This is a genomic window from Mesoterricola silvestris, assembly GCF_030295405.1.
Classification (GTDB): Bacteria; Acidobacteriota; Holophagae; order Holophagales; family Holophagaceae; genus Mesoterricola; species Mesoterricola silvestris.
This window is the reverse complement of record NZ_AP027080.1, coordinates 17,054-39,560: the sequence shown is the minus strand read 5'-3', so window position 1 is coordinate 39,560 and position 22,507 is coordinate 17,054. Positions and strand designations below refer to the sequence as shown.

The window sequence follows — 22,507 nt, the reverse complement described above, 5'->3', positions numbered from 1 at the left end:
CCGAGGCGGATGCAGACAGCGCCTTAGGGATCGACTTGTGGGCCGTTCTCGCTATCATTTCCTTCAGGACCCGACGGGAGCCTTCTGGAGCCTTAATGGCAAACAAGAACATTCTTTTGATAGAACCTGGCTATAGGAACAAATACCCTCCCCTCGGCTTGATGAAACTTGCCCAGTACCATGGCCCCCAGGGTAAGGGCGACAACGTGAGATTCATAAAGGGCGAGGACCGTTCCGTCATTGGCACGGCCTGGGATCGTATCTACATCACGACCCTATTTTCGTTTGAGTGGACCCGCACGGCTAGGTCCATCGACTTCGCCCTGGAGGTCGCCCACGGCAGGGCGGACCTCGTCTTTGTAGGCGGGATTGCAGCCTCCCTCATGCATGACAAGTTCCTGGAAGAACCCAGATGGCGAGGCATCCGCTTCATTCAAGGGCTGCTGGTCGATTCCCCAGCGGAGTCCCTGCAACTGGATGAATTTGACGAAGAACTCTATTCGGAGGACCGGCATAGCGGCCCTATTGAGGAGATGCTGCCGGACTATTCCATCCTCGGACAGATCAGCTATCGCTACCCCGTCCATGACGCCTACTTCCTTTATGCTTCGCGCGGCTGCATTCGGACATGCAGCTTCTGTGGGGTTCCGAAGCTTGAAGGTGGCCAGCGTGACACGCCGTCCATCACCAAGCTGGTGAACGGCATTGAGGCCCGGTACGGTCAGAAGAAAGACCTGATCTTCATGGACAACAACATCGTGGCCTCGGAGAAGTTTGCCGACATCATCTCCGAGGTGGTGGACCTGGGGTTTGGCCGGGGCGCGACCATCCGCAAACGCGGTATCCAAATCATGCGAAGGGTCGATTTCAACCAAGGCGTAGATGCCCGGGAACTCGCCAAGAACGGCGAACTGATGAAGCAGATTGCCCGAACCTGCATTAGCCCCCTGCGCATCGCCTTCGATCACTTGGGGCTGCGCAAGCAGTACGAAACCTCCATCCGCATGGCGGCGGATAATGGCATCAAGGGCCTGTCCAACTACATGCTCTACAACTACAACGACGACCCTGCGGACCTCTACGACCGCATGCACCTGAACGTCCAACTGAACGAGGAACTGAATATCCGCATCTTCTCCTTCCCAATGCGGTATCACCCCGTTGACCAAAAGGACCGGTCCTTCGTTGGCAAACATTGGAACCGCTACCAGATCCGTTCCATGCAAGTCATCCTCCAGGCCACCCACGGCATTGTCAGCGGCAGCCCGGACTTCTTCCGGGAAGCCTTTGGCGAGTCCTCCGTCCACTTCCTCAAGCTCCTCTCGCTGCCCCACCACTTCATCTTCAACCGGATGTGGTATTTCAAAGGGGACGGACGATCCGAGTACGACGAGTTCCTGGCTCAGGATGCCCGGCTTTCCGATGAAGAACGTTCCGAACTGGCGGGGTATCTTTGCACCTGGCTATTCGAGAATGATGGCGACCGCCTCACCAGGGCTGAGATCAGGAGCAAGGTGGAAGGTGTCGCCAACCCCAAGCTCCAGGCCATTCTCAGCTTCTACATCCCCCTTGAGAAGGACGTGGAGCGGGTGATCTGGGACAAGCAGAAGGAACTGCGAAAGCTGGAAGCCCCGGAACCCGCCTTCAATCTCCCCGAAGACGAGGTCGTCGAAGACGCTGGCCTCATGGACGATGGGGACTCGACCGAGCCTAGCCCTCGGCCTGCGGCGCTGGCACGGTAAAAGGAATCATGGTGACCAAACACACGAGCATTTCTCTCCCCAACGACATCTTGATCGGTAAGGACATTCTTGAGCTAGTGACCTCCGCCATGTACGTCGATCCCCTGACCATCTATAGGGAATACGTGCAGAATGCCGCCGATTCGATTGATGAGGCCCGTGCCTTAAACCTTTATGGCAATGAAATAGGGCAGGTGGAGATTCATATCGACGCCGAGAACCGAAATGTCCGAATCCGTGACAACGGCACGGGTGTTCCCAACGGTGAGTTCGCCAAGCGTCTTACTTCCCTCGGTGCCAGCCGGAAGCGAGGGACCGCAGCCAGGGGCTTTCGCGGGGTGGGTCGGCTGGCTGGCCTGGGGTATTGCCAGTCTTTGATCTTCAGGTCCCGGTCGAAGGGGGACGCCAACGTCCAGGAGTTGGTCTGGGACTGCAAAGCCTTCAAGAAACTGGTTACGGACAGCCATTTTGACGGTGGCGTGGGGGAACTCATCAAGGCGGTCGCCACGGTCTCCGTCCTTGAGTCGGACGGATGGCCTGAGCACTTCTACGAAGTCGAGTTGGTGAAGCCCATCAGGATCAAGAACGACCTGCTTCTGAACGAGGATGAAATCGGACGCTACCTATCCCAGGTCGCGCCCGTTCCTTTCAATCCCAAGTTCAAATATGGCAAGAAGATAGCGGCCTTCCTCCGGGAGCATACGGCCCTGGATGAGATCCAGATCCTTCTGGGTAAGAAGAAGACTCCCCTTTACCGACCCTACCTGAATGAATTTTCGGTCGGGGATGCGAAGACCGATGAATTCACTGACCCAGAGTTTCGGGTCCTCCCCGGCATGAATGGCGGCGTTTCTGCCGTCGCCTGGATGGTGAACCACAGCTACCTCGGCGCAATTCCCAGTGCCTCTGGTGTGAAGGGCCTCAAAGCCAGGAAAGGAAACATTCAGGTCGGCGACCACCGGATCTTTACGTCCATCTTCCCGGAAGCCCGGTTTGCGAGTTGGATCGTGGGCGAAGTCCACCTGCTGGATGACAGGGTTGTTCCAAACGGACGCCGGGATGATTTTGAACAGAATGCCCACTATACCCAAGTCATCCATCAATTAACTGAGATCGGGGACCACGTTGCCCGCCTCTGCCGGAGCAATTCCATTGTCCGCAATCGGATCAAAGCTTTTGATATCGGAGTCCTGAAGATCGAGGAGCGGTTGAATATCCTGGAACAAGGAGTGCTTCGCAAGAACGAGGCAGATGCGATCGTCCAAGAAATCCAAGGCGAAATGCATGAGATCAGGAAGGTCGCTGATGCGCAGGTCCTATGTGAAGAGGACCGCAGCCTATTGGCAGAGAGGCATCAGGAGCTGGAGTCCAGGTTGAAAAAGGCCAAGAAGGTGACCTCGGAAGCTGGGCCGCTGGCAGAGCTGCCTAAAAAGGAGCGGGAGACCATTCAGCGGATGATCAGTCTGATTTACGAGTGCTCGGTTAATCGAGTAGCAGCAAAAACGCTGGTTGATCGAATCATGGCGCGGATTTAGCTATGGTATGCACCGGAACGGCTACTTGGAGAGTTAGGTCAAGATTCCAAAAGTGATCTAGCGCATCCATTCCGGCTTCACCATTACCAACGGAGGGCATGCCCTGCCATGCGCCCAAGACTTAGGAAAGCAGGGCGCCACGGGATGGTCGCGCCCTGCAATGGATGGCTCGGGCCGTTTGGACCGGATTATCGGAAGTCGGTGAACTCCCCTCTACCCAGCCAAGGCGCTTTGCCAACCGGAGGCCGTGGTTAAAATGCCTAGGCTGCTGAGTCTGGAACCAAATGGCAACTTCTTTTGTCGTTTGGATGGCGAAGCCCATAAGCGTGGGGTGGCCAGGCTGGAAAACCGTATCAAGGCGGATCCATTGGGCTGGACCGAAGGGCAGAATGCAGTGCAGGGTTCCATCTTGGGCCTCGACTTGCACGGCTGGAGAGGAGGCCGAGTCGGCCTTGGGCCGGCCATCCAGCCGGATGATTTGCGACAGGAAATCCTCCCAGGCCTTCAGAGGCACCTTTGAGAGGCCATGGAAGGCCAGTCGGGTCGCAACAGCATCTTGAAGGCCGAACTGGACGATGTTTGCGCTCTCCAGGGAGACGCCCTGAATTTTGGCGCGTTGTTTGAGAACCTTCTCTGCGGCTTTGGCGATCGGTTTGGCGGGATCCCTCAACATCCGGACAATCAATGCCTCGGCCTCAACACCGGGGAGTTGTTCCAGGCTCCTAAGCGCAGAACGGCGGATGTTCATATTGGCCTCGTCCTCGCTGAACTTCTCAAGCGTCGGCAAGAGGTCGGGAGTCGGATCCCGCTCTAGCCCGTATGCGACCTGCTTCCGCACCACCGAGGAGGAATCCGCAGCATTGGCGAGAAGGACTTGGCGAAGGTCGGCGCATGCCCGGCTCTGGAGCAAACTCAGGGCCTCGGCCCGGATGGATGGGTCGGGGTCCGCTGTGGCCGATCGCACGATAGTGGTGACCTCGGAAGCCGGGTTCGCCCCCAGAGAGGCAAGGGCCTGGAACCGGACGGAAGCATCCGGATCCCGGACAAGCCGATGGAGGTAAGGGAACGAAATTGCGGGGTTCTCCCAATGCAGCCAGGCTGCAAGGCTGCTCCGCACCAGGGGCGAGGGGTCCTCGACGAACCCCAAGAATTCTGTGGGCGGTGGCGGATTGTTCTGCTCCTCGATGTTCTGCAGGGCATATATGGCCTCAGCACGGACTTCGGCGACAGGGTCCCAGGTGAGGGCTAGCAGGGAGGCACGGGAAGCTTCATCGCCGAGCAAATACAAGCCCATCGCGGCGTGGGCGCGAACCGTCGGATCTGCGTCTTCCGCCAGCGCCTGCTTCAGCCGACCCGTCTCTGGCAGGTTATCCCACTTCAGGCCGTCGGCGACCTTGGCCCTGACCTTTGGGCTTTCGTCTCTGATTAGCGTCCAGAGGGTCTTCTCCGCCTCACGCGAACCACCTAGGTGCAAGCGGACCAGAGCTGCTGCCCCGGCGAAGCGCAGGGCGGCCTCCGGGTCCGCCGCTAGGCGTTGAGCGCATTGCATAGCCTGCGCCTTGTCCTCATGCTCCCCGAGGAAATAACCAATGGCACCCGCTCGCTCAGAAAAGGGGGCGGCCTCCAGGATCCTCAGGTATTGATCCTGGGGCGTCTCGGGAGACTTAGCGGGCTGCTGGACATACACGGTGCGATGTCCCCAGGCCATGGGTCACCTCCAGACCTATGTTAATGCGTGACCGATCCAGGCGCCCCCCAGGCAATTGACGGATGAAACCAGCAGGTCATTATCGCCTTTCGACACCAAAGGTCGGGGGGATCTTTCTGCTTCCGCGCTTGGCAAGGGCATGCTTGAAATATTCCGCGAAAGGAACTCCCTGGACGATGGAGCAGTCCAGAAGGTCTGAAGGGTCAATGAAGTCTTATTTCCCGGTTGATTGAAGTTGCCCCAGCCCTGGAAGAAGACGAGAAGAACCATCCTTGCTGGATGATGATTCTCCCGACTGCCTGTTAAGAACTCTCAGCCCCGAAGGCGCCAAACCCATGGTTGGTTAACATAATTCAAGCCAAAGGACGGTTTTTGTCATGCTAAGCCAAATAGAATCAGTCACCCACACACACGGTTGACAATCATTTGGTACATAAAAGTGTTTTACGGCGAATTCGACGGCCGCCGCGACAAGCGGGTACTCATCAAGATCATCGGCGAATAGCCTGGAACCCAGGGGGGGGGGCTCCGTATTCGTACGTGTCCCGGACCTTCGCCCCGGTTCGTCATCGCCGGACAAGCCGGCGATGACGGAGATGGCGGCGGGGACGCGGGGGCTGGGCTGCGCGCATTCGCTTCGCTGAGCGGATGGGGGTCCGGGGCGGAAGGGCTCCCCTGGAGGGCCCTGGACGGTGCGCGGCTCCCAGGGCTGGATGAGGTCGCTTCGCGTGAGGCATACCGGTGCCGGCGGGCGCCGATGCTGCCTTCTTTCATCCCCTGCATCCTGTTCATCCGGCTTCATCCCTGTTCCCGCAGGGCCAGCGATGCGGTGGGGCGGCGCTTCGTGGATCCGCAAGCCCAGATCCATCCCTGCTCACCCGTCGCGACCAGGAATGGATCAGCTGCCCAGGTCTCGCGGTCGGCTCCTAGGCCCCGGCCTTTTCGAGCATCGCCTCCAGCTTGGCGTCCCCGTGGGCCGTGGCCCGGTCCAGCAGCCCCTGGGCCTCGGCCAGCAGGGCCGCGCAGGTGGCCTTCATGGCTCCGTTGTAGGCGCCGTCCTTGATGTCCTTCAGGTTGATCAGCACATTCCAGATGCCGCCCCGGACCCCGGCGAAGGCGATGGTGAAGCCCACCATGGTGTCGGTGATGGAAGCCGGGTTCCCGTGGTGCATGGCCACCTCGGCGGCCTCCATCGCGGCAAGACAGGTGCGGGCCGTGCCCAGGGGCACTTCCACCGCCAGCTTAAGCCCGTCCTGCATGGCCTGCTCCCGCAGGGCCTTCTCCGCGGGGGTGCCCGCCGGAAGGCGGCGGGCCTCCATGTAGGCCGTGAAGGCGTCGGTGTCCTCGTCCACCGCCAGCACCAGGGCGTCCTTGGCCTTCTGGGCCTTCTCCGCGGCCTGGCGCAGTTCCGGCGCGCCCCCCTGGGTGAGGTTGGCCACCATGGAAGCCAGGGCCGCGCCCAGGGCCCCCGCCAGGGCCGCGATGGACCCGCCGCCGGGGGCCGGCGTGTCCCGGGAGACCTCGTCCACGAAGGCCGTGCCCGTCATGGCCATGAGCCCCTTGGGGTACGTCCGGGGGAGCCCGATGACCTTCTTCTCGATGTCGAAGGGCGACACGTCGGCCAGCCCCATGGAGAACACCGCGTTCTCCAGCACGTCGCCCACGGGGATGAAGGGGCTCTTCCCCTGGAGCCCCAGGTAGTGCTGCCCGGCCTTGTACAGCGCCTGGAAGGGCACCAGCCCCACGATCTCGCTGCCCGTGACCACCAGGCCCCGCTCCACCGCCATGCGCCGGGTGGCCTCCAGCACGTCCACGGGGCTGGTCACCTTGTAGTCCGTGAGATTGATGGAGAGCTGGGCGCGCTTGTACTGGTCCACGTACCACCCGATGGCCTTGCAGTGGGTGAAGCGCCCCGCCCGGTGCACCTTCCTCCCCACGACCCCCTTGGACGCGTCGATGTCGTTGAGCTTGAGGAGGTGGCGCAGCTCGTAGCCGTGGTCGGCCCGGCAGTGGGCCTCCACCGCCTCGAAGGTGGAGAAATCGTGATCGCAGTTGCCGCAGGGGAAACACCCCTCCCGGTAGAAGAGGATCTCCCCGGAACTGTAGAAGGCGTCCTTCTGGCCCCGGCGGGCCACGCGGCCCTTCTCGCGCAGCTCGAAGGCGATGTCCGTGGCGTGGTTCTTGTCGCGGCTGTTGAGGGTGACGTTGTAGGCCACCAGGAATTCCCGGGCGCCCGTGATGAGGGCCCCGGCCCGGGCGTCGAAGCGCGCCGGCCCGAAATCGGGGGCCCACTGGGGATCCTTGAGCTTCTCCTCCAGGCCCTCGTACTCGCCCTTGCGCACCACCGCCAGGTTCCGGCGCTCGGGACGGCTCGCGGCGTGCTCGTACAGGTACACCGGCAGCTCCAGCTCCCGCCCCACCCGCTCGCCCAGGGCCCGGGCCAGGGCGGCGCAGTCCTCCAGGGTCACCCCCTCCACGGGGACGAAGGGGCACACATCCGTGGCACCCATGCGGGGGTGGGCCCCGGAATGGGAGGCCATGTCCAGCACCCTGGCGGCGGTCTTCACCGCCTGGAAGGCGGCCTCCACCACCGCCGAGGGGCTCCCCACGAAGGTGACCACCGTGCGGTTGGTGTCGGCCCCGGGATCCACGTCCAGGAGGCTCACCCCGGCCACGGCCGCGATGGCGTCCGTGATCTGGCGGATCTTCGCCGGGTCGCGCCCTTCGGAGAAATTGGGAACGCATTCCACCACCTGGTGAGCCATCGTGTGCCTCGCGAAAAATCGTTCATTCCAAGATGCCCTGGGGCGCACCCGGGGCCAAGCCGCTTGTGACAACCATCGCAGGGGGAAATGCCCCTGATTCCGCGCTGCTTATCGAATTTCGTGGATTTTGCGACCAATTCTCGCTATTCTGTCGATTCGTTCTGGAAGGCGCTCCGGTCTGCGTCCTTCACCCGGCCGGAGCCGGGTTCCTGCTGCGAAATCCCATTCCTGCCCTGACCGGGGCCCGCGCACACGAAAACGCGGGAGGGCCCAACCAGGAGCATCAATGTCATTCGAGAATCTCGGCCTCATGCCGGAGCTGCTGCGCGCTGTGCGCGACGAAGGCTACGAACACCCCACCCCCGTCCAGGAACAGGCCATCCCCGCCATCCTCGAGGGCCGCGACCTGCTGGCCGGCGCCCAGACCGGCACCGGAAAGACCGCCGGCTTCGTGCTGCCCATCCTGCAGCTGCTGGCCCCCAGCGCCAATTCCAGCGCCTCCCCGGCCCGCCACCCCATCCGCTGCCTCATCCTCACCCCCACCCGGGAACTGTGCATGCAGATCGAGGAGAGCGTGCGCACCTACGGCCGCCACCTCCCCCTGCGCTCCACCAGCGTCTACGGCGGCGTGAACATCAACCCCCAGGTGAAGGCCCTGCGCTCGGGCGTGGAGATCCTGGTGGCCACCCCCGGGCGCCTCCTGGACCACTACGGCCAGAACAACCTGAACTTCTCCCACCTGGACTTCCTGGTGCTGGACGAAGCGGACCGCATGCTGGACATGGGCTTCATCCGCGATATCCGCAAGATCCTCGCCCTGCTGCCCACCAAGCGCCAGAACCTGCTCTTCTCCGCCACCTTCAGCGACGAGATCCGGGACCTGGCCGGCGCCTTCCTGAAGAACCCCGTCTTCATCGACGTGGCCCGGCGCAACGCCCCCACCGACCTGGTGGAGCAGATCGTCCACCCCGTGGACCGGGACCGCAAGCGCGCCCTCCTGTCCCACCTCATCCGCAGCCAGCGCCTCCAGCAGGTGCTGGTCTTCTGCCGCACCAAGCACGGCGCCAACCGCCTTTCCGAGCAGCTGGAGACCGACGGCATCGCCTCCATGGCCATCCACGGCAACAAGAGCCAGCCCCAGCGCATCAAGGCCCTGGAGGACTTCAAGGCCGGGCGCATCACCGTCCTGGTGGCCACCGACATCGCCGCCCGGGGCCTGGACATCGACCAGCTGCCCCACGTGGTCAACTACGAGCTCCCCCACGTGCCCGAGGACTACGTGCACCGCATCGGCCGCACCGGCCGCGCCGGCACCGAAGGCAAGGCGCTCAGCCTCGTGTGCGTGGACGAGGCCCGGCTCCTCAAGGACATCGAGAAGCTCCTGAAGCGGGACCTCCCCTCCGAGGTGGTGCCCGGTTTCGTGCCCGACCCCACCATCAAGGCCGAGCCCATCGTCCAGGGCCGCGGCGGCCAGCGCCAGGGCGGACCCCGCCCCGGCGGCGCCCGGCGCCCCGGCTCAGGCGGAGGCCGTCCCTCCGCCTCTCGCGCCCGCAGGTAGCAGCGCCTCGAAGCTCCGCCGCAGGTCCTCCGCGTCGAAGGGCTTCTTGATGAACCCCGAGAAGCCGTAGGTGCGGGCCAGTTCCTCGCCCTGCTCCGTGTCGCAGCCCGAAAACAGCAGCCCCGGCATGTCCGGACGCAGCTCCCGGATCATCCGGAAGGCCGTCGTCCCGTCCATGCCGGGCATGTTGGCGTCCATGAGGACCACGCTCACCCCCGCCCCGGCGCCCCGGAAGACCTCCACCGCCTCCTCCCCGCCCGAGGCCACCAGCACGGTGCGCCCCGTCATCTCCTCCAGGAGCCGGGAAACCACCCGCAGCACCTCCGGATCGTCGTCCACCACCAGGATGGCCCCCGGCCCCCCCTGGATGGGCGCCAGGTCCACCGCCACCCGGCCCCCCACCGTCCACAGGATCCGGATGCGCACCCCGGATCCGGGCGTGCTTTCCACCCAGAGCCCGGCCCGGTGGGCCCGGGCGATGCCCAGCACCGAGGAGAGCCCCAGGCCCCGGCCCGCCTCCTTGGTGGTGAAGTAGGGATCGAAGATGCGGTGCAGCTCTTCCCGGGGAATGGCCGGCCCATCGTTCTCCACCACCAGCTCCACCGCCTCCCCCGGCTGCGGGTGGAGGATCCAGACCCCCTGGGCGGCGTTGAAGCTCCCCGGCCGCCTCGCCAGGACCCGGATGGTGCCCGGGTGGTCCCCCATGGCCTCCACCGCGTTGACCACCATGGCCTTCACGCCGTGGGCCAGCTGCTCGGGGTCCAGCACCACCCGGGGCAGCCCCGGGGCGGCGGCGGCCTCCACCCGGATCCCCGCCGTGGCCAGGTCCGCCGAGATTTCCAGGACCCGCGCCCCCAGATCCACCGGCACCGGCACGCTGGTGCCCTGGCCGCTGTACTGCTGGATGAACTGGGTGATGCGCTTGGCCTTCACCAGGGAGCCCCGGGCCCATTCCAGGGCCTGGGCCGTCCTGGCCGGGTCCCCGGCGGAGGATTCCAGCAGATCCAGGCTGGTCCAGACCCCCTGAAGAATATTATTGAAATCATTGGCGATGCTTCCCGCCAACAGCCCGAGGCTCTCCTGCTTGGAGGCCTGCCTCAGGGCCTCCTCGGCCCGGCGGAACCGGCTGATGTCGGTGCAGGTGGTGAGGAAGCTCACCACCTTCCCCCCGGCGTCCCGCTCCGGGGACGTCCTGCCCAGCACCCAGAGCTCCTGCCCGGGGGCGTTCAGCAGCCGGAATTCGGTTTCGTGCACCTGCTGGAGCTTGCGCGCCGCCTTCCAGCCCTCCAGGATCCGCGCCCGGTCCTCCGGGTGGATGACCTTGGCCCACTTGCCGTTGAGCACCAGGGCCTCGGGCAGGCCCGTGATGCGCCCGTAGTGGCTGTTGACGTACATGCAGGCCCCGTCCAGGCCGAAGCGGAAGACGATGGCCTCCACGGATTCCGCCAGGGACGCCAGGCGCCCCTCCGTGGTGCGCAGGCCCGCCTCCGCCGCCACCCCCTCGGTGATATCGTGCAGGGTCGCCCAGAGGTAGGTCTTGCCCTTCACCTCCACCGGCGCGGCGTACACCTCCACCTCCCGGGTCTCCCCGGAAGCCAGCCGGTAGGTGCGCTGGACCTTCTCCCCCCCCACCAGGACGATGCGGGTCATGGCCTCGGTGAGCTGGGGTTCGGCCATGCCGTTGAGCTGGGCGATGTTCATGGTGCGCAGGGTGGCCAGGTCGTAGCCCAGGAAGGCCTCGGCGGCCGGGTTGGCGTCCAGGATCCACCCCCCCTCGGGCGCCAGCAGCAGCTTGATGCCGTTGTCGGCCAGGAACAGCGCCCGGAACTGCGCTTCCCGTTCCTGGAGCCCGTCCAGCAGGGCCCGCAGGCGGGCCTCGCTCTCCCGGTGCGCCGTTTCCAGGCGCTGGTAGTCGGTGATGTCCTGGCACTGGCACACCGACCCCGCCACCTCCCCCTCCGCCCCGATCCACAGGGCCTTGCTGAAGAGGATGTGCCGGACCTCCCCGTCCTGCCGGCGCACATCCGCCGTGAACACCTGCCGCCCCCCGGTGCGCAGCAGCTCCTCGTCCCGCGCCTCCAGGACCCGGGCCTCCTCCGGCGGCACCAGATCCCGCACCGTCCGTCCCAGGATCTCCTCCCGGCCCTTTCCCACGAAGAGCTCCATGGCCCGGTTGCACCCCACGTAGACGCCCGCCAGATCCTTGTAGAAGACCGGGTTCGGGAGGCTCTCCATCACATCCCGGAGGCCCCCCCCCACCTGCGATCCCGGCTTGGCGTCCTTCCGTTCGGTCATCACTCCCCTCGGTCACCTGGGTGGCTGAGGCAGTATAAATAGGGCCGCTTGGAAATATTACCGATTATTTCTCCGATCCCCAATGACCCGGGCCGGCACCCCGCCCACCATGGCCCAGGGCGGCACGTCCCGCGTCACCACCGCCCCCATGGCCACCACCGCGTGGTCCCCGATGACGACCCCGTCCGTGACCCCCGCATTGGCGCCGATCCACACATCCCGGCCCACCGTGATGCCCCGGGACCGCACCGGCTGGTCCTTCACGGGCCGGGCGGGGTCCAGGCCGTGGTCGAAGGCGTAGAGCGCCGCCCCGCTGGCGATGCGGGTCCCCTCCCCCAGGGTGATCCCCCGGGCCCCCCCGTCCAGGGAGGCCCGGGCGTTGATGGAGACGTCCGGCCCCAGGGTGATGGGCCCGTGCAGGAAGACCTCCGCCGCCACGGAGCAGCCCGCCCCCAGCACCACCGCCCGCCCCGGCTCCCCGAAGATCCGCGCCTCCGGCGCCACGAAGCAGCCCGGCCCGATCTCCACCGTCTCCTGGTCCCGCAACCGGCCCTGCACCTCCTCCTGCCAGGCCAGGGCCCAGGCCCGGTGCCGGTCCTTCAGCGCGAAGTACAACCACGGCATCCAGGACAGCCTGAGCTTGTGCTGGTCCCGGTACCGCTCCACATCCGCATCCATGGGTTCTCCGCGCCCCCCGGAACCTTTCCACCGGAGCGGCACCCAGATTCTAACGGGAGATGGGACCATGGCCGAGCGCGCGGAAGGTGGACGGACCCAGGGCGCCCCCCCCCTGTTCCTGGCGGAACTCAGCCACGAGATCCGCAACCCGCTCAACGTGATCCTGAGCCTCTGCCACCTCGCCGCCCGCACCCCGCCCCTGTCCACCCAGCAGCGCGGCTACCTGGACCAGATCCTGGGCGCCGCCCACACCCTCCTGCAGCTGGTGGAGGACAACCTGGACCTCTCCAAGCTGGAGGCCGGCGCCCTCACGGTGGTGCGGGAGCCCCTGGACCTGGGCGCCCTGTGCCAGGAACTGGTCCACCGGGTGCGCCGACGCGCCGACGAGAAGGGCATCTTCTTCCGCATCCAGTGGGGCGCCGGCGTGCCCCGCCACCTGCTGGGCGACGCGGACCGCCTCAAGCAGGTCCTCGTGAACCTCGTGGACAATGCCATCAAGTTCACCCCCAAGGGGGAGGTGCGCCTCTTCGTCGATCCCGGCTCCGCGGGCACCGAGTTCCGGGTGCGGGACACCGGCCCCGGCCTGGACGCCCACCAGCGCTCGGCCCTGTTCAAGCCCTTCTCCCGGCCCCTCCCCCAGGGGGACGGCTCGGGCCTCGGCCTTTCCCTGGCCCGCCGGCTCGTGGGCCTCATGGGCGGCGAACTGCAGGTGGACAGCCATCCCGGGGAGGGCTCCACCTTCCGCTTCACCCTCCCGGCCCCCGCCGCCGAAGGCCCCGACGTGCTCCTTTCCTCCGCCGTGGTGGTGGAGGGCGATTCGGCCATCGGCCAATCCTTCGCGGCGAGCCTGCGCCCCTTCGTGCGCGACGTGGCGGTGCTGCGGACCCTGGCGGAGGCCGAAACGCACCTGGCCCTGGCGGCCCCGCCGGACCTGCTCCTGCTGCCCCACGGGGCCCCCCGCATCCAGCGCCGGTTCGGCCTTCCCACCCGGTGCCTGGTGTACCGGGTGCGGCCCGCCTCCGTGCGCCGGGCCCAGAAGGCCGTGGACCTGGGCTGGATCCACGATTTCCTCCTGGTGCCCACGGACAGCGCCCGGATCCTGGACCTGCTCCAGGCCGCCACCCCCGATCCCCAGGAGCCAAGCCCCGCCCCCTTCCGCGAGCACCCCCGCGTGCTCCTGGTGGAGGACAACGAAGTCAATCGCATGGTCACCCGGGAGTTGCTGGAGAGGGTCGGCCTCCGGGTGGCCGAGGCGACCGGCGGCCTGGAAGCCCTTAGGGCGGTCCTGGCCCCCGGCGAACCCCCCGCGTGCATCCTCATGGACCTGGAGCTCCCCGGCATGGGCGGCCTGGAAGCCACCCGGCGCATCCGGGCCCTGCACGGCCCCCACATTCCCATCCTCGCCCTCACCGCCAATCTCCTCCAGGACGAGCGCCACCAGTGCATGCTGGCCGGCATGGACGGTTTCCTGGCCAAGCCCGTGGACCCGGACCTGCTCTACCGGACCCTGGAACGCCACCTCCCGTCGGTCTTCCGGCCCCAGGCCCCGCCCCAGCCCCCCTCGGCGCCTCCCCCCTCCATCCAGTGGCGCTTCCTGCTGGAGCGCCTCCAGGGCAACCGTGACCTCCTCAACCGGGTCCTGAGCCAATTCCGCCGGGAAGCGGCCTCCTTCCGGCGCTCCATGCACGAAGCCATGGAACGGGGCGACGTGGCGGCCATGGCGGCCCTCGCCCACACCCTCGCCGGCGCCGCGGGAAACATCGGGGCGGACTCGGTGAGCCAGGCCTCCCGCCGGCTCCAGCGCAGCCCCTCCGGCACCAACCTCGCCATCCTGGAACAGGCCCTGGAGCGCCTGGAAACCGAACTGGCCGCCTCCGACCTCAGCGCCCGGCCCGCGGAACCCGGCTCTCCGCCCCCCACCCCGGAGGAGCTCCCCCTCATCCGGGACCTTCTGGAACGCAACAGCCTCGATGCCCTCGGGCACCTCCCCCGCCTCCGGGAGGCCTTCCGCATCGGGGGCCTGGACCGGGAACTGGGCGAACTGGAGGAGGCCGTGGAAGGCCTGGATTTCCCCCGGGCCCTGGCCCTCCTCGACACCCTCTCCGAACCCAGGAGGAACCCATGCCCCGGCGGCCCACGGTCCTGATCGTCGACGATGTGCCCAGCGAGGTGGTGGTCCTCGGCGAGGTGCTCGCCCCCCTGTGCGAGGTGCTCTTCGCCACCAGCGGGGTGGAGGGCCTTGAACTGGCCCGGCGCTGCCTGCCCGACCTGGTGATCCTGGACGTGGTCATGCCCGGCCTGGACGGCCTGGAGGTGTGCCGCAGCCTCAAGGCCGACCCCCGCCTCGCCCCCATCCCCGTCATCTTCCTCACCGTCCAGATGGGCGAAGGGGAGGAATACGCCGGCCTCCGGCTGGGCGCCGTGGACTACCTGGCCAAGCCCACCCCCCCCGCCCTGGTGGAAGCCAGGGTGCGCAACCACCTGCGCGCCAAGGCCCTTTATGAACAGCAATGCGCCCTGGTGGCCGAACTCCGGGCGGCCCTGGGGGCCCAGACCAAGGCCCGCCAGGCGTCCCAGTGCGCCTGGTGCCGCCGCGTCGCCACGGACCGGGGCGCCTGGGAGGCGATGCTCATCCCCCCGAACGCCGCCTTCACGGTGTGTCCGGACTGCCTCCGGGAACTACTCGCCTGAGCACCCGCCCCAGTCCCAGGGGACCCGCCACCGTGGTCAGGAGGATGGCCCCCACGATCCCCGCCTGCACCTCCGGGGAGAGCAGGGGTCCGCCCTGGAACCGGCTCTGGGCCCCCACCGCCACGAAGATCAGCCCCACCTCCCCCCGGGGAACCATCCCCCAGCCCACCACCGACGCCCGCAGCCCGCGGCCTCCCCCGAACCCCGCAGCGAATTTCCCCGCGACGCCCAGGGCCCCCAGCACCCCCGCCAACAGGAGCGTGGACGGCGCCACCAGGGCCCGCACGTCCACCCTCGCCCCCATGAGCACGAAGAAGATGGGCGCCATGACCATGACCAGGGGCTGGAGCAGGGCCATGAGGGTGTGGGCCTCCCGCTCCTCCAGAAGCTCCACGTGGGCGGGCTCCAGGATCAGCCCCGCCGCGTAGGCCCCCACGATGGGCGCCAGCCCCGCCACCCCGCTGAGCCAGGCCAGGAAGAAGGCGAAGGCGAGCCCCAGGGGCAGCAGCACCTGTTCGCCCCGAAGCCGGCTGGCCAGCCGGAACAGGTGGGGCGTCGCCAGGCGCCCCAGGGTGAGCGCCACCCCCAGGAAGCCCGTGGCCAGCCCCAGCGTCCGCCCCAGGCGCCCCCAGGGCAGGGCCCCCCCCCCGTCCGCCGCCGCCACCAGCCCGCTCACCGCCACCAGGACCATGAGGCCCAGCACATCATCGATGACCGCCGCCCCCACGATGACCCGGCCCTCCGCCGACTGGGCCGCCCCCCGCTCCCGCAGCACCTGCGCGCTGATGCCGATGCTGGTGGCGCACAGGCAGGCGCCGATGAACACATCCACCACCAGGGGCGATCCCGCCGGCAGCAGGACCTTCGCCCCCAGCAGCCCCGCCGCCATGGGCAGCACCACCCCCAGGGAGGCCACCCGCAGCGAGGCCACCCCCACCTGGAGCATCTGCGGCACCGTGGACTCCAGTCCCACCGCGAACATGAGCAGGATCACCCCCAGGTTCGCCAGCACCTCCGCCCCTGGCGACCCCGCCACGTCCGGGAAGCCCGGCATCCCCTGGTGGAGCCCCGCCAGCAGCAACCCCGCCGACAGTTCCCCCGCCACCGAAGGCAGCCCCAGGCGCACCGCCACCTCGCCGCCCAGCTTGGCCGCCACCCAGACGAGCGCCAGAAGCGCCAGGGTTCCCGCGAAGGGATCATTCACCAGCATCGCGAACGTCATCGGATCCCCCAGGCCAGGATGGGTTCATCCTACCATTCAGGGCCGGAAGGCCATGCCGTCCTCCAGGAGGGAGCGCACCAGCGCACGGTCTTTCCGCCAGGCCGCCTCGGCCTCCCCCAGGGCCTTCAGGTCGAAGGCGGCGTCCTTGCGCCGTTCCTCCACCTTGAGCCGCAGGACGCGGGTTTCCGGTTCCAGGGACGCCTTCCAGGAAAGGGCGCGGAACACGGTTTCCCCGTTCCCCTCCGCCAGGAGGGGGCGAGCCGGGGCCGGCAGTTCCAGGGTCGCGTCCAGCCGGACCGTTCCCGCCCGCCGGGACACCAGCGGGAGCTGGCGCTTCCGCCCCGCCGGCGCGAAGGCCGGCGGCAACCCCGGAAGGCCCAGGGGCGAACGCAGCACCCAGGCGGAGCCCTGCCGCCCCAGCGCCCCGGGGTCCGCAAGCTTCAGGGTGACGGTGAAGGGCCGTTCCAGATCCAGGGGGTCCCCCACCCGCAGGACCTCGACCTTTCCGTTGAGGGCCTGGTCCAGCACCTCCGCTTCCACGTAGGCCCGGAATTCCGCCCGGGTCAGGGCCTGGGCCCGGCTCCGCAGTCCCCAAAGCCCTCCGGTCTCCCGGAGGGTGGCCTCGCCCTCCAAGGCGCCCGAGCCGTTCACGGCGCCCTTCAGCTCGATATCCACGACCCCGGACAGCACGGCCCCCGGCGGAACCGCGACCCACTGCCCCCCTCCTGGCAGGCAAATGAGCAGTCTCCCGTCCCGGTGCGCCGCCCCCAGGCGTCCCAGGGGCGTGAAGGGATCCGTGGGATCCACCAGCAGGAACCGCCCCTTGGGGGTTTCCACCTCCGCCGGTAGCCCCAGGGAGGCCTCCAGGCGCAAGGCCGCCACCACATGGTCGAACGTGTCCCTGGGGGGTCCCGCGATTTCCGCGTCGCCCACGGGCCCCACCTGCATGCGCGCCAGCACGGGGAAGCCCTGGAAGCCCGCCGCCCGGGCCTTGGCCAGGAACAGGCAGGCCAGGTCCTTGCAGTCCCCGTATCCCTTCCGTGCCACCTCCACCGAAGTCTCCGGAACATTGGACCTTTCCGGCGACAGGTACACCTGCTTGTACACCAGGTCCCGGCCGAGGCGCCTCCAGAGGGCCTGGAGCCCGGGCAGGCCCTGGCCTTCCCCGGGAACCTCCAGCACCTTGGGCGCGAAGAGGCCGTGGTACCACCCCCCGAGGTTCTCCCAGCTGGCGAGGATCCCGGTTCCGCTCCACCGGGGGTCCAGGAAGCGCACTTCCACCGCCGGCAGGTTCAGGTACGGGAAGGGACAGGCAGGCTCCGCCAGGGGCATGGGCGGCACGGGGCCCACCCGCACCCCGGGGTCCCCCTCCGCGGCGCCAAGCCAGGGCTGGAAGCGGAGTCTTCGCACCTGGAAGGTCGTTCCCTTTTCCGGGGGGGAAACGTCCAGCTCCCACCGCCGCACGGGATGCGTCTCCATCACCGCGCAGATCCACGGATCCTTCATGGAGGTGAGGGCCTCCTCCACCTCAAAGGCCACCAGGCTGCCCTCCACGGCCCGCCGCAACTGGGCCACCTGGGCGGTGGTGCGGTCGAAGGTGGCCTCCGTGGTGTTCCCGAAGGTGGCCTTGTCCCCGCCTTCCAGTTTCACCAGTTCCCCGTCCGGCCTGAGGTTCCAGCCCTTCAGCTTCCGGATCCGGACCAGGCCGTCCAGGAGTCCCCGGCGCACGAAACCCGCCTCCTCCAGCCCCCGTCCCCGGAGAAGCTTCACGAGGCGCAGATGCCGGATGCGCAGGGACCCGTCCCCCTCGTAGGCAAGCTCCCGGCGGGACAGAAGCACCCACGCCTCGGCCCCCGCCGGCGGCGCCTCCAGGGCGGCCTCCCGCGCCGGCCCCTGGGCCCAGGCCGGCAGCTTCCCCAGATCCGGGACCGCGGCCCGCGCCGGGTGGACCAGGCAGAGCCCGGCCAGGATTCCCGCTGCCCATCGCGCCTTCATTTGACGGGTTCCGCCGATTTCTCCAGCGTGACTTCCGGGAAGACCACCGCACGCACCGCCTGCAGGTAGTCCTTGAGCGACCCATAGGCCGCCGGAAGGTTGTAGGCCGAAAGGGTGCTCGCCTTCATGCGCGCCGTCAGGTCGCCACTTGCCGGGTCCTGCCGCACTTCCAGAAGCACCGTGCCCCACTGCGTCGATTTGACCCGCACCACGGGGGCCGGAAGCACGTACCCCCGGGGCACCTTCACGGTGCTCCGGGCCTCCTGGATGCCCATGAAGGGCAGGATGATGGGATCCAGCCGCTCCTGCGCCAGCGAAGCGGGAAGGAACAGGGCCGCGTCCATGCCCGGAAAGGGGTTGACCTTGAGGATCCGCCCCGGCTCCACGGGCAGGGTGGCTTCGGCGGTGCAAACCAGGGGTTTGGACAGATCCAGGGCATGGGCGACTTCCGTCCGGGTGACCGTAAGTCCGCCCTTTTCCAGCGTGCCCTTGAACCAGGCTTCCCGCTGGGTGGGCGACTGCTTGCCCAGGGACCGGCGGGCCTGGAAGGCCGGAGCACCCTTGAAGGAGGCCTCCACGCGGACCTTGCCCACCTCCTCCGTGAGATCGACCTGGAACGCGAACTCACGTCCGTTGTCCGCAGCGGGGGAGAACCGGATCTCCTGGAACCCGGCCTTCCAGTTCACGCCGTCGAAGGTCAGGGCCTTGGTGCCCTGGTAGTAATAGGGCACCTCCCCGGCCGGCACCATCCGCCCCAGGGGATCCAGCCAGAGGATCGGCTGCCCCGGTTCCTCCACCCCCAACAACTGGTGGGTGAACTGGAAGGGGGTGCGCACTTCGGGATTCACCACCCACTGCCGCCGGTCCGCGACCAGCGCCACCTTGGGCTTGAGCCCCTCGTCCAGGAGGAGGTGGAACAGGAGCTTTTCCACGCCGTTGTTGTCCACGAACCCGGTCTTGGCGGCGTAGTTGAGGTTCGAGACCCCGTCCTCGTCCACCGCGTGCCGGGCCAGGAGGTCGGGCTTCTCGTCGTAGAGCAGCTGGTCCAGGTTCACGGTGCGCTTCGCCAGGCGCTCCGCGAGGGTCCGGGCCCGCTCCCGGGGCCCGCCCGCCAGATCCTTGCGCAGTTCGGCCGAGAAGGTCCGGTAGGCTTCACCCTTGGCCACCTTCACCAGGAACCAGTTCTTGTAGGCGAGATCCACGACCTTTTGCCAGTAGTCCATGGCCGGACCCTTAGCCAGGTAGGACAGGCCATCGATGGGCCGGTAGAACAGAACCTTGGGCACCGGCCGTTGCACGTCCAGGGAAAAGGGAGCCGAAGGCAAGGCAGGCAGGTTCCGGAACAGGTAGGTCGACCCCATGGATCCCGACCCCTCCGCCATGGCGTAGCCGTTGGTGGAGAAGAACAGGAAGGGCCAGGCCATTTCCCTCGAGCGCTGCACCAGGGCCACCTGGGTGGGGTAGGCCGAGCCGAGGCTCCAGAAATAGAAATCCCCGCATCGCTCCGGCAGGTGCCCCTTGTCCTCGAAGGACATGCGGCTGGCTTCCGCCCTTCCGCGTTCCGTGGCCTCCCGCCACCGGACTTCCACCACGCAGTCCGCCGTCACCCCGGGCGGGATCAGCACCCCTTCCTGCACCGATCCGTCCGCGGTGGAGACGACCTTCCGCACCAGGAAATCCTCCCTGCGCCCGATGACCTGCACCTTGCCATCCGGCTGGGTCACCTGTCCCTCCAGCGACAACAGATTGGGCGGCAGATCGGTGATTTCCACCGCCGCCATCCCCGCCTGGCTGAGGATCCGCACCCGCAGCGTCTGCTCGAAATAGTTGGGCTGGAAATCGAGCTTGCGCTCCAGGATGACCGCACCCCCCGCCACCAGGCCCGGATCCCCCTTCATGGCCCAGACCTCTTTGGGGATCGGCGCCCATTTGGCCCCCGCCAGCGGCAGGACAAGGAGAGTCGATAGCACTAAGCCAGCCAGTTTCATCGGGGCCTCGGTTGATGGGTTCGCCCCCCAGTCTCCCAGATCCGCCCGGGGGTGCGAATCTCAAAAAAACGAAGGCTCCGAAGATTTCGGAGCCTTGCGATTCTGGTGCCCGGAGACGGATTTGAACCGCCGACACATGGATTTTCAGTCCATTGCTCTACCAACTGAGCTATCCGGGCCTAGCGTTCCATCGTATCAGAGGTCCCCCAGTTTTCAAGTGCGAAACCTGCGCTGGTCGGGCATGCTTGAATGTTCGGAGTGTCTTCCATGGCTGCCACCAGCAAAAACAAGGTCATCCAGGTCCAGAAGCCTGCCCAGAGCCTTCAGGCCTTCCAGAAGAAGGTCGCCTCGGGCGAAGACATCCAGGCCGGTCTCCTCAAGCCGATGCTCATCACGGCCGGCGTCGTCCTCGGACTCGGGGTCGTCGTGTTCGGGTTCCGGTACTGGCGCGCCGCGGGCATCGAGAAGCACGAGAGCGATCTCGCCAATCTGCAGCTGGAGGTCGCCGGCGACAGCACGGAACCCCTTCCCGCCGCCGAGGTGGAGAAGCGCATGCGGGAGAAGCTGCCGCAGCTGGAGGCCCTGGCCCGCAACGCGCCGGGCTCCGAGAAGACCACCACCGAAGGCATCCTGGCCTCCTGGAAGCTCCAGCTGGACGGCAAGGGCGCCATTCCCGCCGCCACCGGGGACGCCTGGGGCAAGCTGCGGCTGGCCCAGAAGCAGGTCGCCATGGGGCAGGGCGCCGAGGCCCTGGCCACCCTGGGTTCCCTCCGGAAGAACGCCGACCCGGACCAGGCCTGGGCCCCCGTGTTCTGGACCACCCTCCTGGACGCCGATCGCCTCAAGGGCGACCGCACCCAGGCCCTGAAGGATTTCGCGGACTACAAGGCCCGTTTCAAGACCCAGGCCGACCCCGCCGTGGAGCGCATGCTCCAGGGGGTCTAGGCCTATTCGAATCGAGGGCCGGGATCCGGCGGACCGGATTCCCGTGCCCGCGCGGAGGCAGCAGCCATGAGAATGTACGATCTCATCTACACGAAGAAGACCGGCGGAAAGCTCAGTCCCGAGCAGATCGCCTTCTGGGTCGAAGGCGCCGCCCGCGGCACCGTTCCCGACGAGCAGAGCGCGGCCCTCCTGATGGCCATCTGCTGGCACGGGATGGACGTGGAGGAGACCCTGGCCCTGACCCTGGGCATGCGGGATTCGGGCGACAAGGTGAACCTCTCCTCGATCCCCGGGGTGAAGGTGGACAAGCACTCCACGGGCGGCGTGGGCGACAAGACCACCCTGATCCTCGGCCCCATCGTCGCCTCCTGCGGCATACCCTGCGCCATGTTCAGCGGCCGCGGCCTGGGGCACACCGGCGGCACCGTGGACAAGTACGCCGCCATCCCTGGCCTCAAGGTCGAATTGACCCAGGATGAGTTCCGCCGGAGCCTGCGCGACACGGGCTTCGCCAACAGCGCCCAGACCGGCGACATCACCCCCGCGGACCGCAAGCTCTATTCCCTGCGCGACGTCACGGCCACCGTGGAATCCATCCCCCTCATCACCGCCAGCATCATGTCCAAGAAGCTCGCGGGCGGGTCCGATGCCCTGGTCCTGGACGTGAAGTGCGGCGGAGGCGCCTTCATGAAGACCCTCGACGACGCCCGCACCCTCGCCAAGAGCATGGTGGCCGTGGGCCAGGCCCACGGCATGAAGATCAAGGCCCTCATCACCCGCATGGAGGAGCCCCTGGGCCGCGCCATCGGCAATGCCATGGAGGTCATCGAATCCGTGGAGATCCTGAAGGGGATGCACGCCGATTCCGATCTGGCCAGGATGAGCTTCCGTCTGGCGGCCGAAATGCTGATCCTGGGCGGCGCCGCCAAGGACCTGGCCACGGCCGAGGCCCTCGTGGCCGACAGCATCGCCTCCGGCAGGGCCATGGAGACGTACCGCACCTGGGTGGCCGCCAACGGCGGGAACCCCAAGGCCCTGGACGACTTCAGCCTGCTCCCCGGCAGCGCCCACAGCGTGGACATCCTGTCCGAGGCCAGCGGCTACATCCATGCCCTGGACAGCCGCAGCCTGGGCATCAAGGCCATGGAGATGGGCGGGGGCCGCTCCTCCAAGGACGACATCCTCGACCTGGGCATCGGCATCGAGGTGCACGCCAACGTGGGCGACAAGGTCGAGAAGGGCATGAAGATCCTCACCCTGCACCACAACGGGAAGACGGGCAACCCCCTTCCCGCGGACTGGATCGATATCCGGCCCACCCCCCTGCCCAAGGCCCCCTGGCTGCTGGAAACCATCTAACCCTGCGCGTTTCCATGGAAACGCGT

General features: G+C 67.1%; 14 protein-coding genes and 1 tRNA gene. 7 read left to right on the top strand and 8 right to left on the bottom strand.

Annotated elements, in window-relative coordinates; translation table 11 throughout:
- Positions 1-95: 95 nt before the first annotated feature.
- Both R2J76_RS00140 and R2J76_RS00135 read left to right on the top strand, forming a co-directional pair.
- Positions 96-1,742, top strand: coding sequence for a hypothetical protein (locus tag R2J76_RS00140; RefSeq protein ID WP_316413750.1), 1,647 nt, complete (start codon positions 96-98; stop codon positions 1,740-1,742).
- Between the two features lie 8 nt (positions 1,743-1,750).
- Positions 1,751-3,277, top strand: a complete 1,527-nt coding sequence (locus tag R2J76_RS00135) for an ATP-binding protein (protein WP_316413749.1) — start codon at positions 1,751-1,753, stop codon at positions 3,275-3,277.
- A gap of 121 nt (positions 3,278-3,398) precedes the next feature.
- Here R2J76_RS00135 and R2J76_RS00130 read toward each other — a convergent pair whose 3' ends face one another.
- Positions 3,399-4,985, bottom strand: coding sequence for a HEAT repeat domain-containing protein (locus R2J76_RS00130; protein ID WP_316413748.1), 1,587 nt, complete (start codon positions 4,983-4,985; stop codon positions 3,399-3,401).
- Between the two features lie 926 nt (positions 4,986-5,911).
- Positions 5,912-7,750 carry a glutamate formimidoyltransferase gene (gene ftcD / locus R2J76_RS00125; protein ID WP_316413747.1) on the bottom strand — a complete coding sequence of 613 codons (1,839 nt, stop codon included), beginning with the start codon at positions 7,748-7,750 and terminating at the stop codon, positions 5,912-5,914.
- 286 nt (positions 7,751-8,036) lie between these two features.
- On the opposite strand from ftcD, the gene R2J76_RS00120 reads away from it, so the two are divergent.
- On the top strand, positions 8,037-9,308 hold the full coding sequence (locus R2J76_RS00120; RefSeq protein ID WP_316413746.1) for a DEAD/DEAH box helicase: 1,272 nt from the start codon (positions 8,037-8,039) through the stop codon (positions 9,306-9,308).
- Here the strand turns inward: R2J76_RS00120 and R2J76_RS00115 are convergent.
- Complete coding sequence (locus R2J76_RS00115; protein ID WP_316413745.1) at positions 9,267-11,603, bottom strand: hybrid sensor histidine kinase/response regulator; 2,337 nt, start codon at positions 11,601-11,603, stop codon at positions 9,267-9,269. The genes R2J76_RS00120 and R2J76_RS00115 overlap by 42 nt on opposite strands.
- A gap of 57 nt (positions 11,604-11,660) precedes the next feature.
- Positions 11,661-12,281 carry an acyltransferase gene (locus R2J76_RS00110; protein WP_316413744.1) on the bottom strand — a complete coding sequence of 207 codons (621 nt, stop codon included), beginning with the start codon at positions 12,279-12,281 and terminating at the stop codon, positions 11,661-11,663.
- A 67-nt stretch (positions 12,282-12,348) separates the two neighbouring features.
- Between R2J76_RS00110 and R2J76_RS00105 the strand changes: the two genes are divergently transcribed.
- Positions 12,349-14,427 carry a hybrid sensor histidine kinase/response regulator gene (locus tag R2J76_RS00105; RefSeq protein WP_316413743.1) on the top strand — a complete coding sequence of 693 codons (2,079 nt, stop codon included), beginning with the start codon at positions 12,349-12,351 and terminating at the stop codon, positions 14,425-14,427.
- Complete coding sequence (locus tag R2J76_RS00100; RefSeq protein WP_316413742.1) at positions 14,403-14,972, top strand: response regulator; 570 nt, start codon at positions 14,403-14,405, stop codon at positions 14,970-14,972. The genes R2J76_RS00105 and R2J76_RS00100 overlap by 25 nt, the downstream gene beginning before the upstream one ends.
- On the opposite strand, the gene R2J76_RS00095 is transcribed toward R2J76_RS00100, so the two are convergent.
- The 4 genes from R2J76_RS00095 to R2J76_RS00080 all read right to left on the bottom strand — a co-directional run bounded on the left by R2J76_RS00095 (position 14,932) and on the right by R2J76_RS00080 (position 20,356).
- Positions 14,932-16,194, bottom strand: a complete 1,263-nt coding sequence (locus tag R2J76_RS00095; RefSeq protein ID WP_316413741.1) for a cation:proton antiporter — start codon at positions 16,192-16,194, stop codon at positions 14,932-14,934. The genes R2J76_RS00100 and R2J76_RS00095 overlap by 41 nt on opposite strands.
- Before the next feature lie 36 nt (positions 16,195-16,230).
- A complete protein-coding gene (locus tag R2J76_RS00090; RefSeq protein WP_316413740.1) occupies positions 16,231-18,189 on the bottom strand; it encodes a hypothetical protein in 1,959 nt (652 codons plus the stop codon).
- Positions 18,186-20,087: a hypothetical protein gene (locus R2J76_RS00085; RefSeq protein ID WP_316413739.1), complete on the bottom strand. Its 1,902-nt coding sequence runs from the start codon at positions 20,085-20,087 to the stop codon at positions 18,186-18,188. The genes R2J76_RS00090 and R2J76_RS00085 overlap by 4 nt, the downstream gene beginning before the upstream one ends.
- A 193-nt stretch (positions 20,088-20,280) precedes the next feature.
- Positions 20,281-20,356: transfer RNA gene (locus R2J76_RS00080), tRNA-Phe, on the bottom strand.
- An 88-nt stretch (positions 20,357-20,444) separates the two neighbouring features.
- On the opposite strand from R2J76_RS00080, the gene R2J76_RS00075 reads away from it, so the two are divergent.
- Both R2J76_RS00075 and R2J76_RS00070 read left to right on the top strand, forming a co-directional pair.
- A complete protein-coding gene (locus R2J76_RS00075; protein WP_316413738.1) occupies positions 20,445-21,122 on the top strand; it encodes a hypothetical protein in 678 nt (225 codons plus the stop codon).
- A gap of 66 nt (positions 21,123-21,188) precedes the next feature.
- On the top strand, positions 21,189-22,481 hold the full coding sequence (locus R2J76_RS00070) for a thymidine phosphorylase (RefSeq protein ID WP_316413737.1): 1,293 nt from the start codon (positions 21,189-21,191) through the stop codon (positions 22,479-22,481).
- Positions 22,482-22,507: the final 26 nt, after the last annotated feature.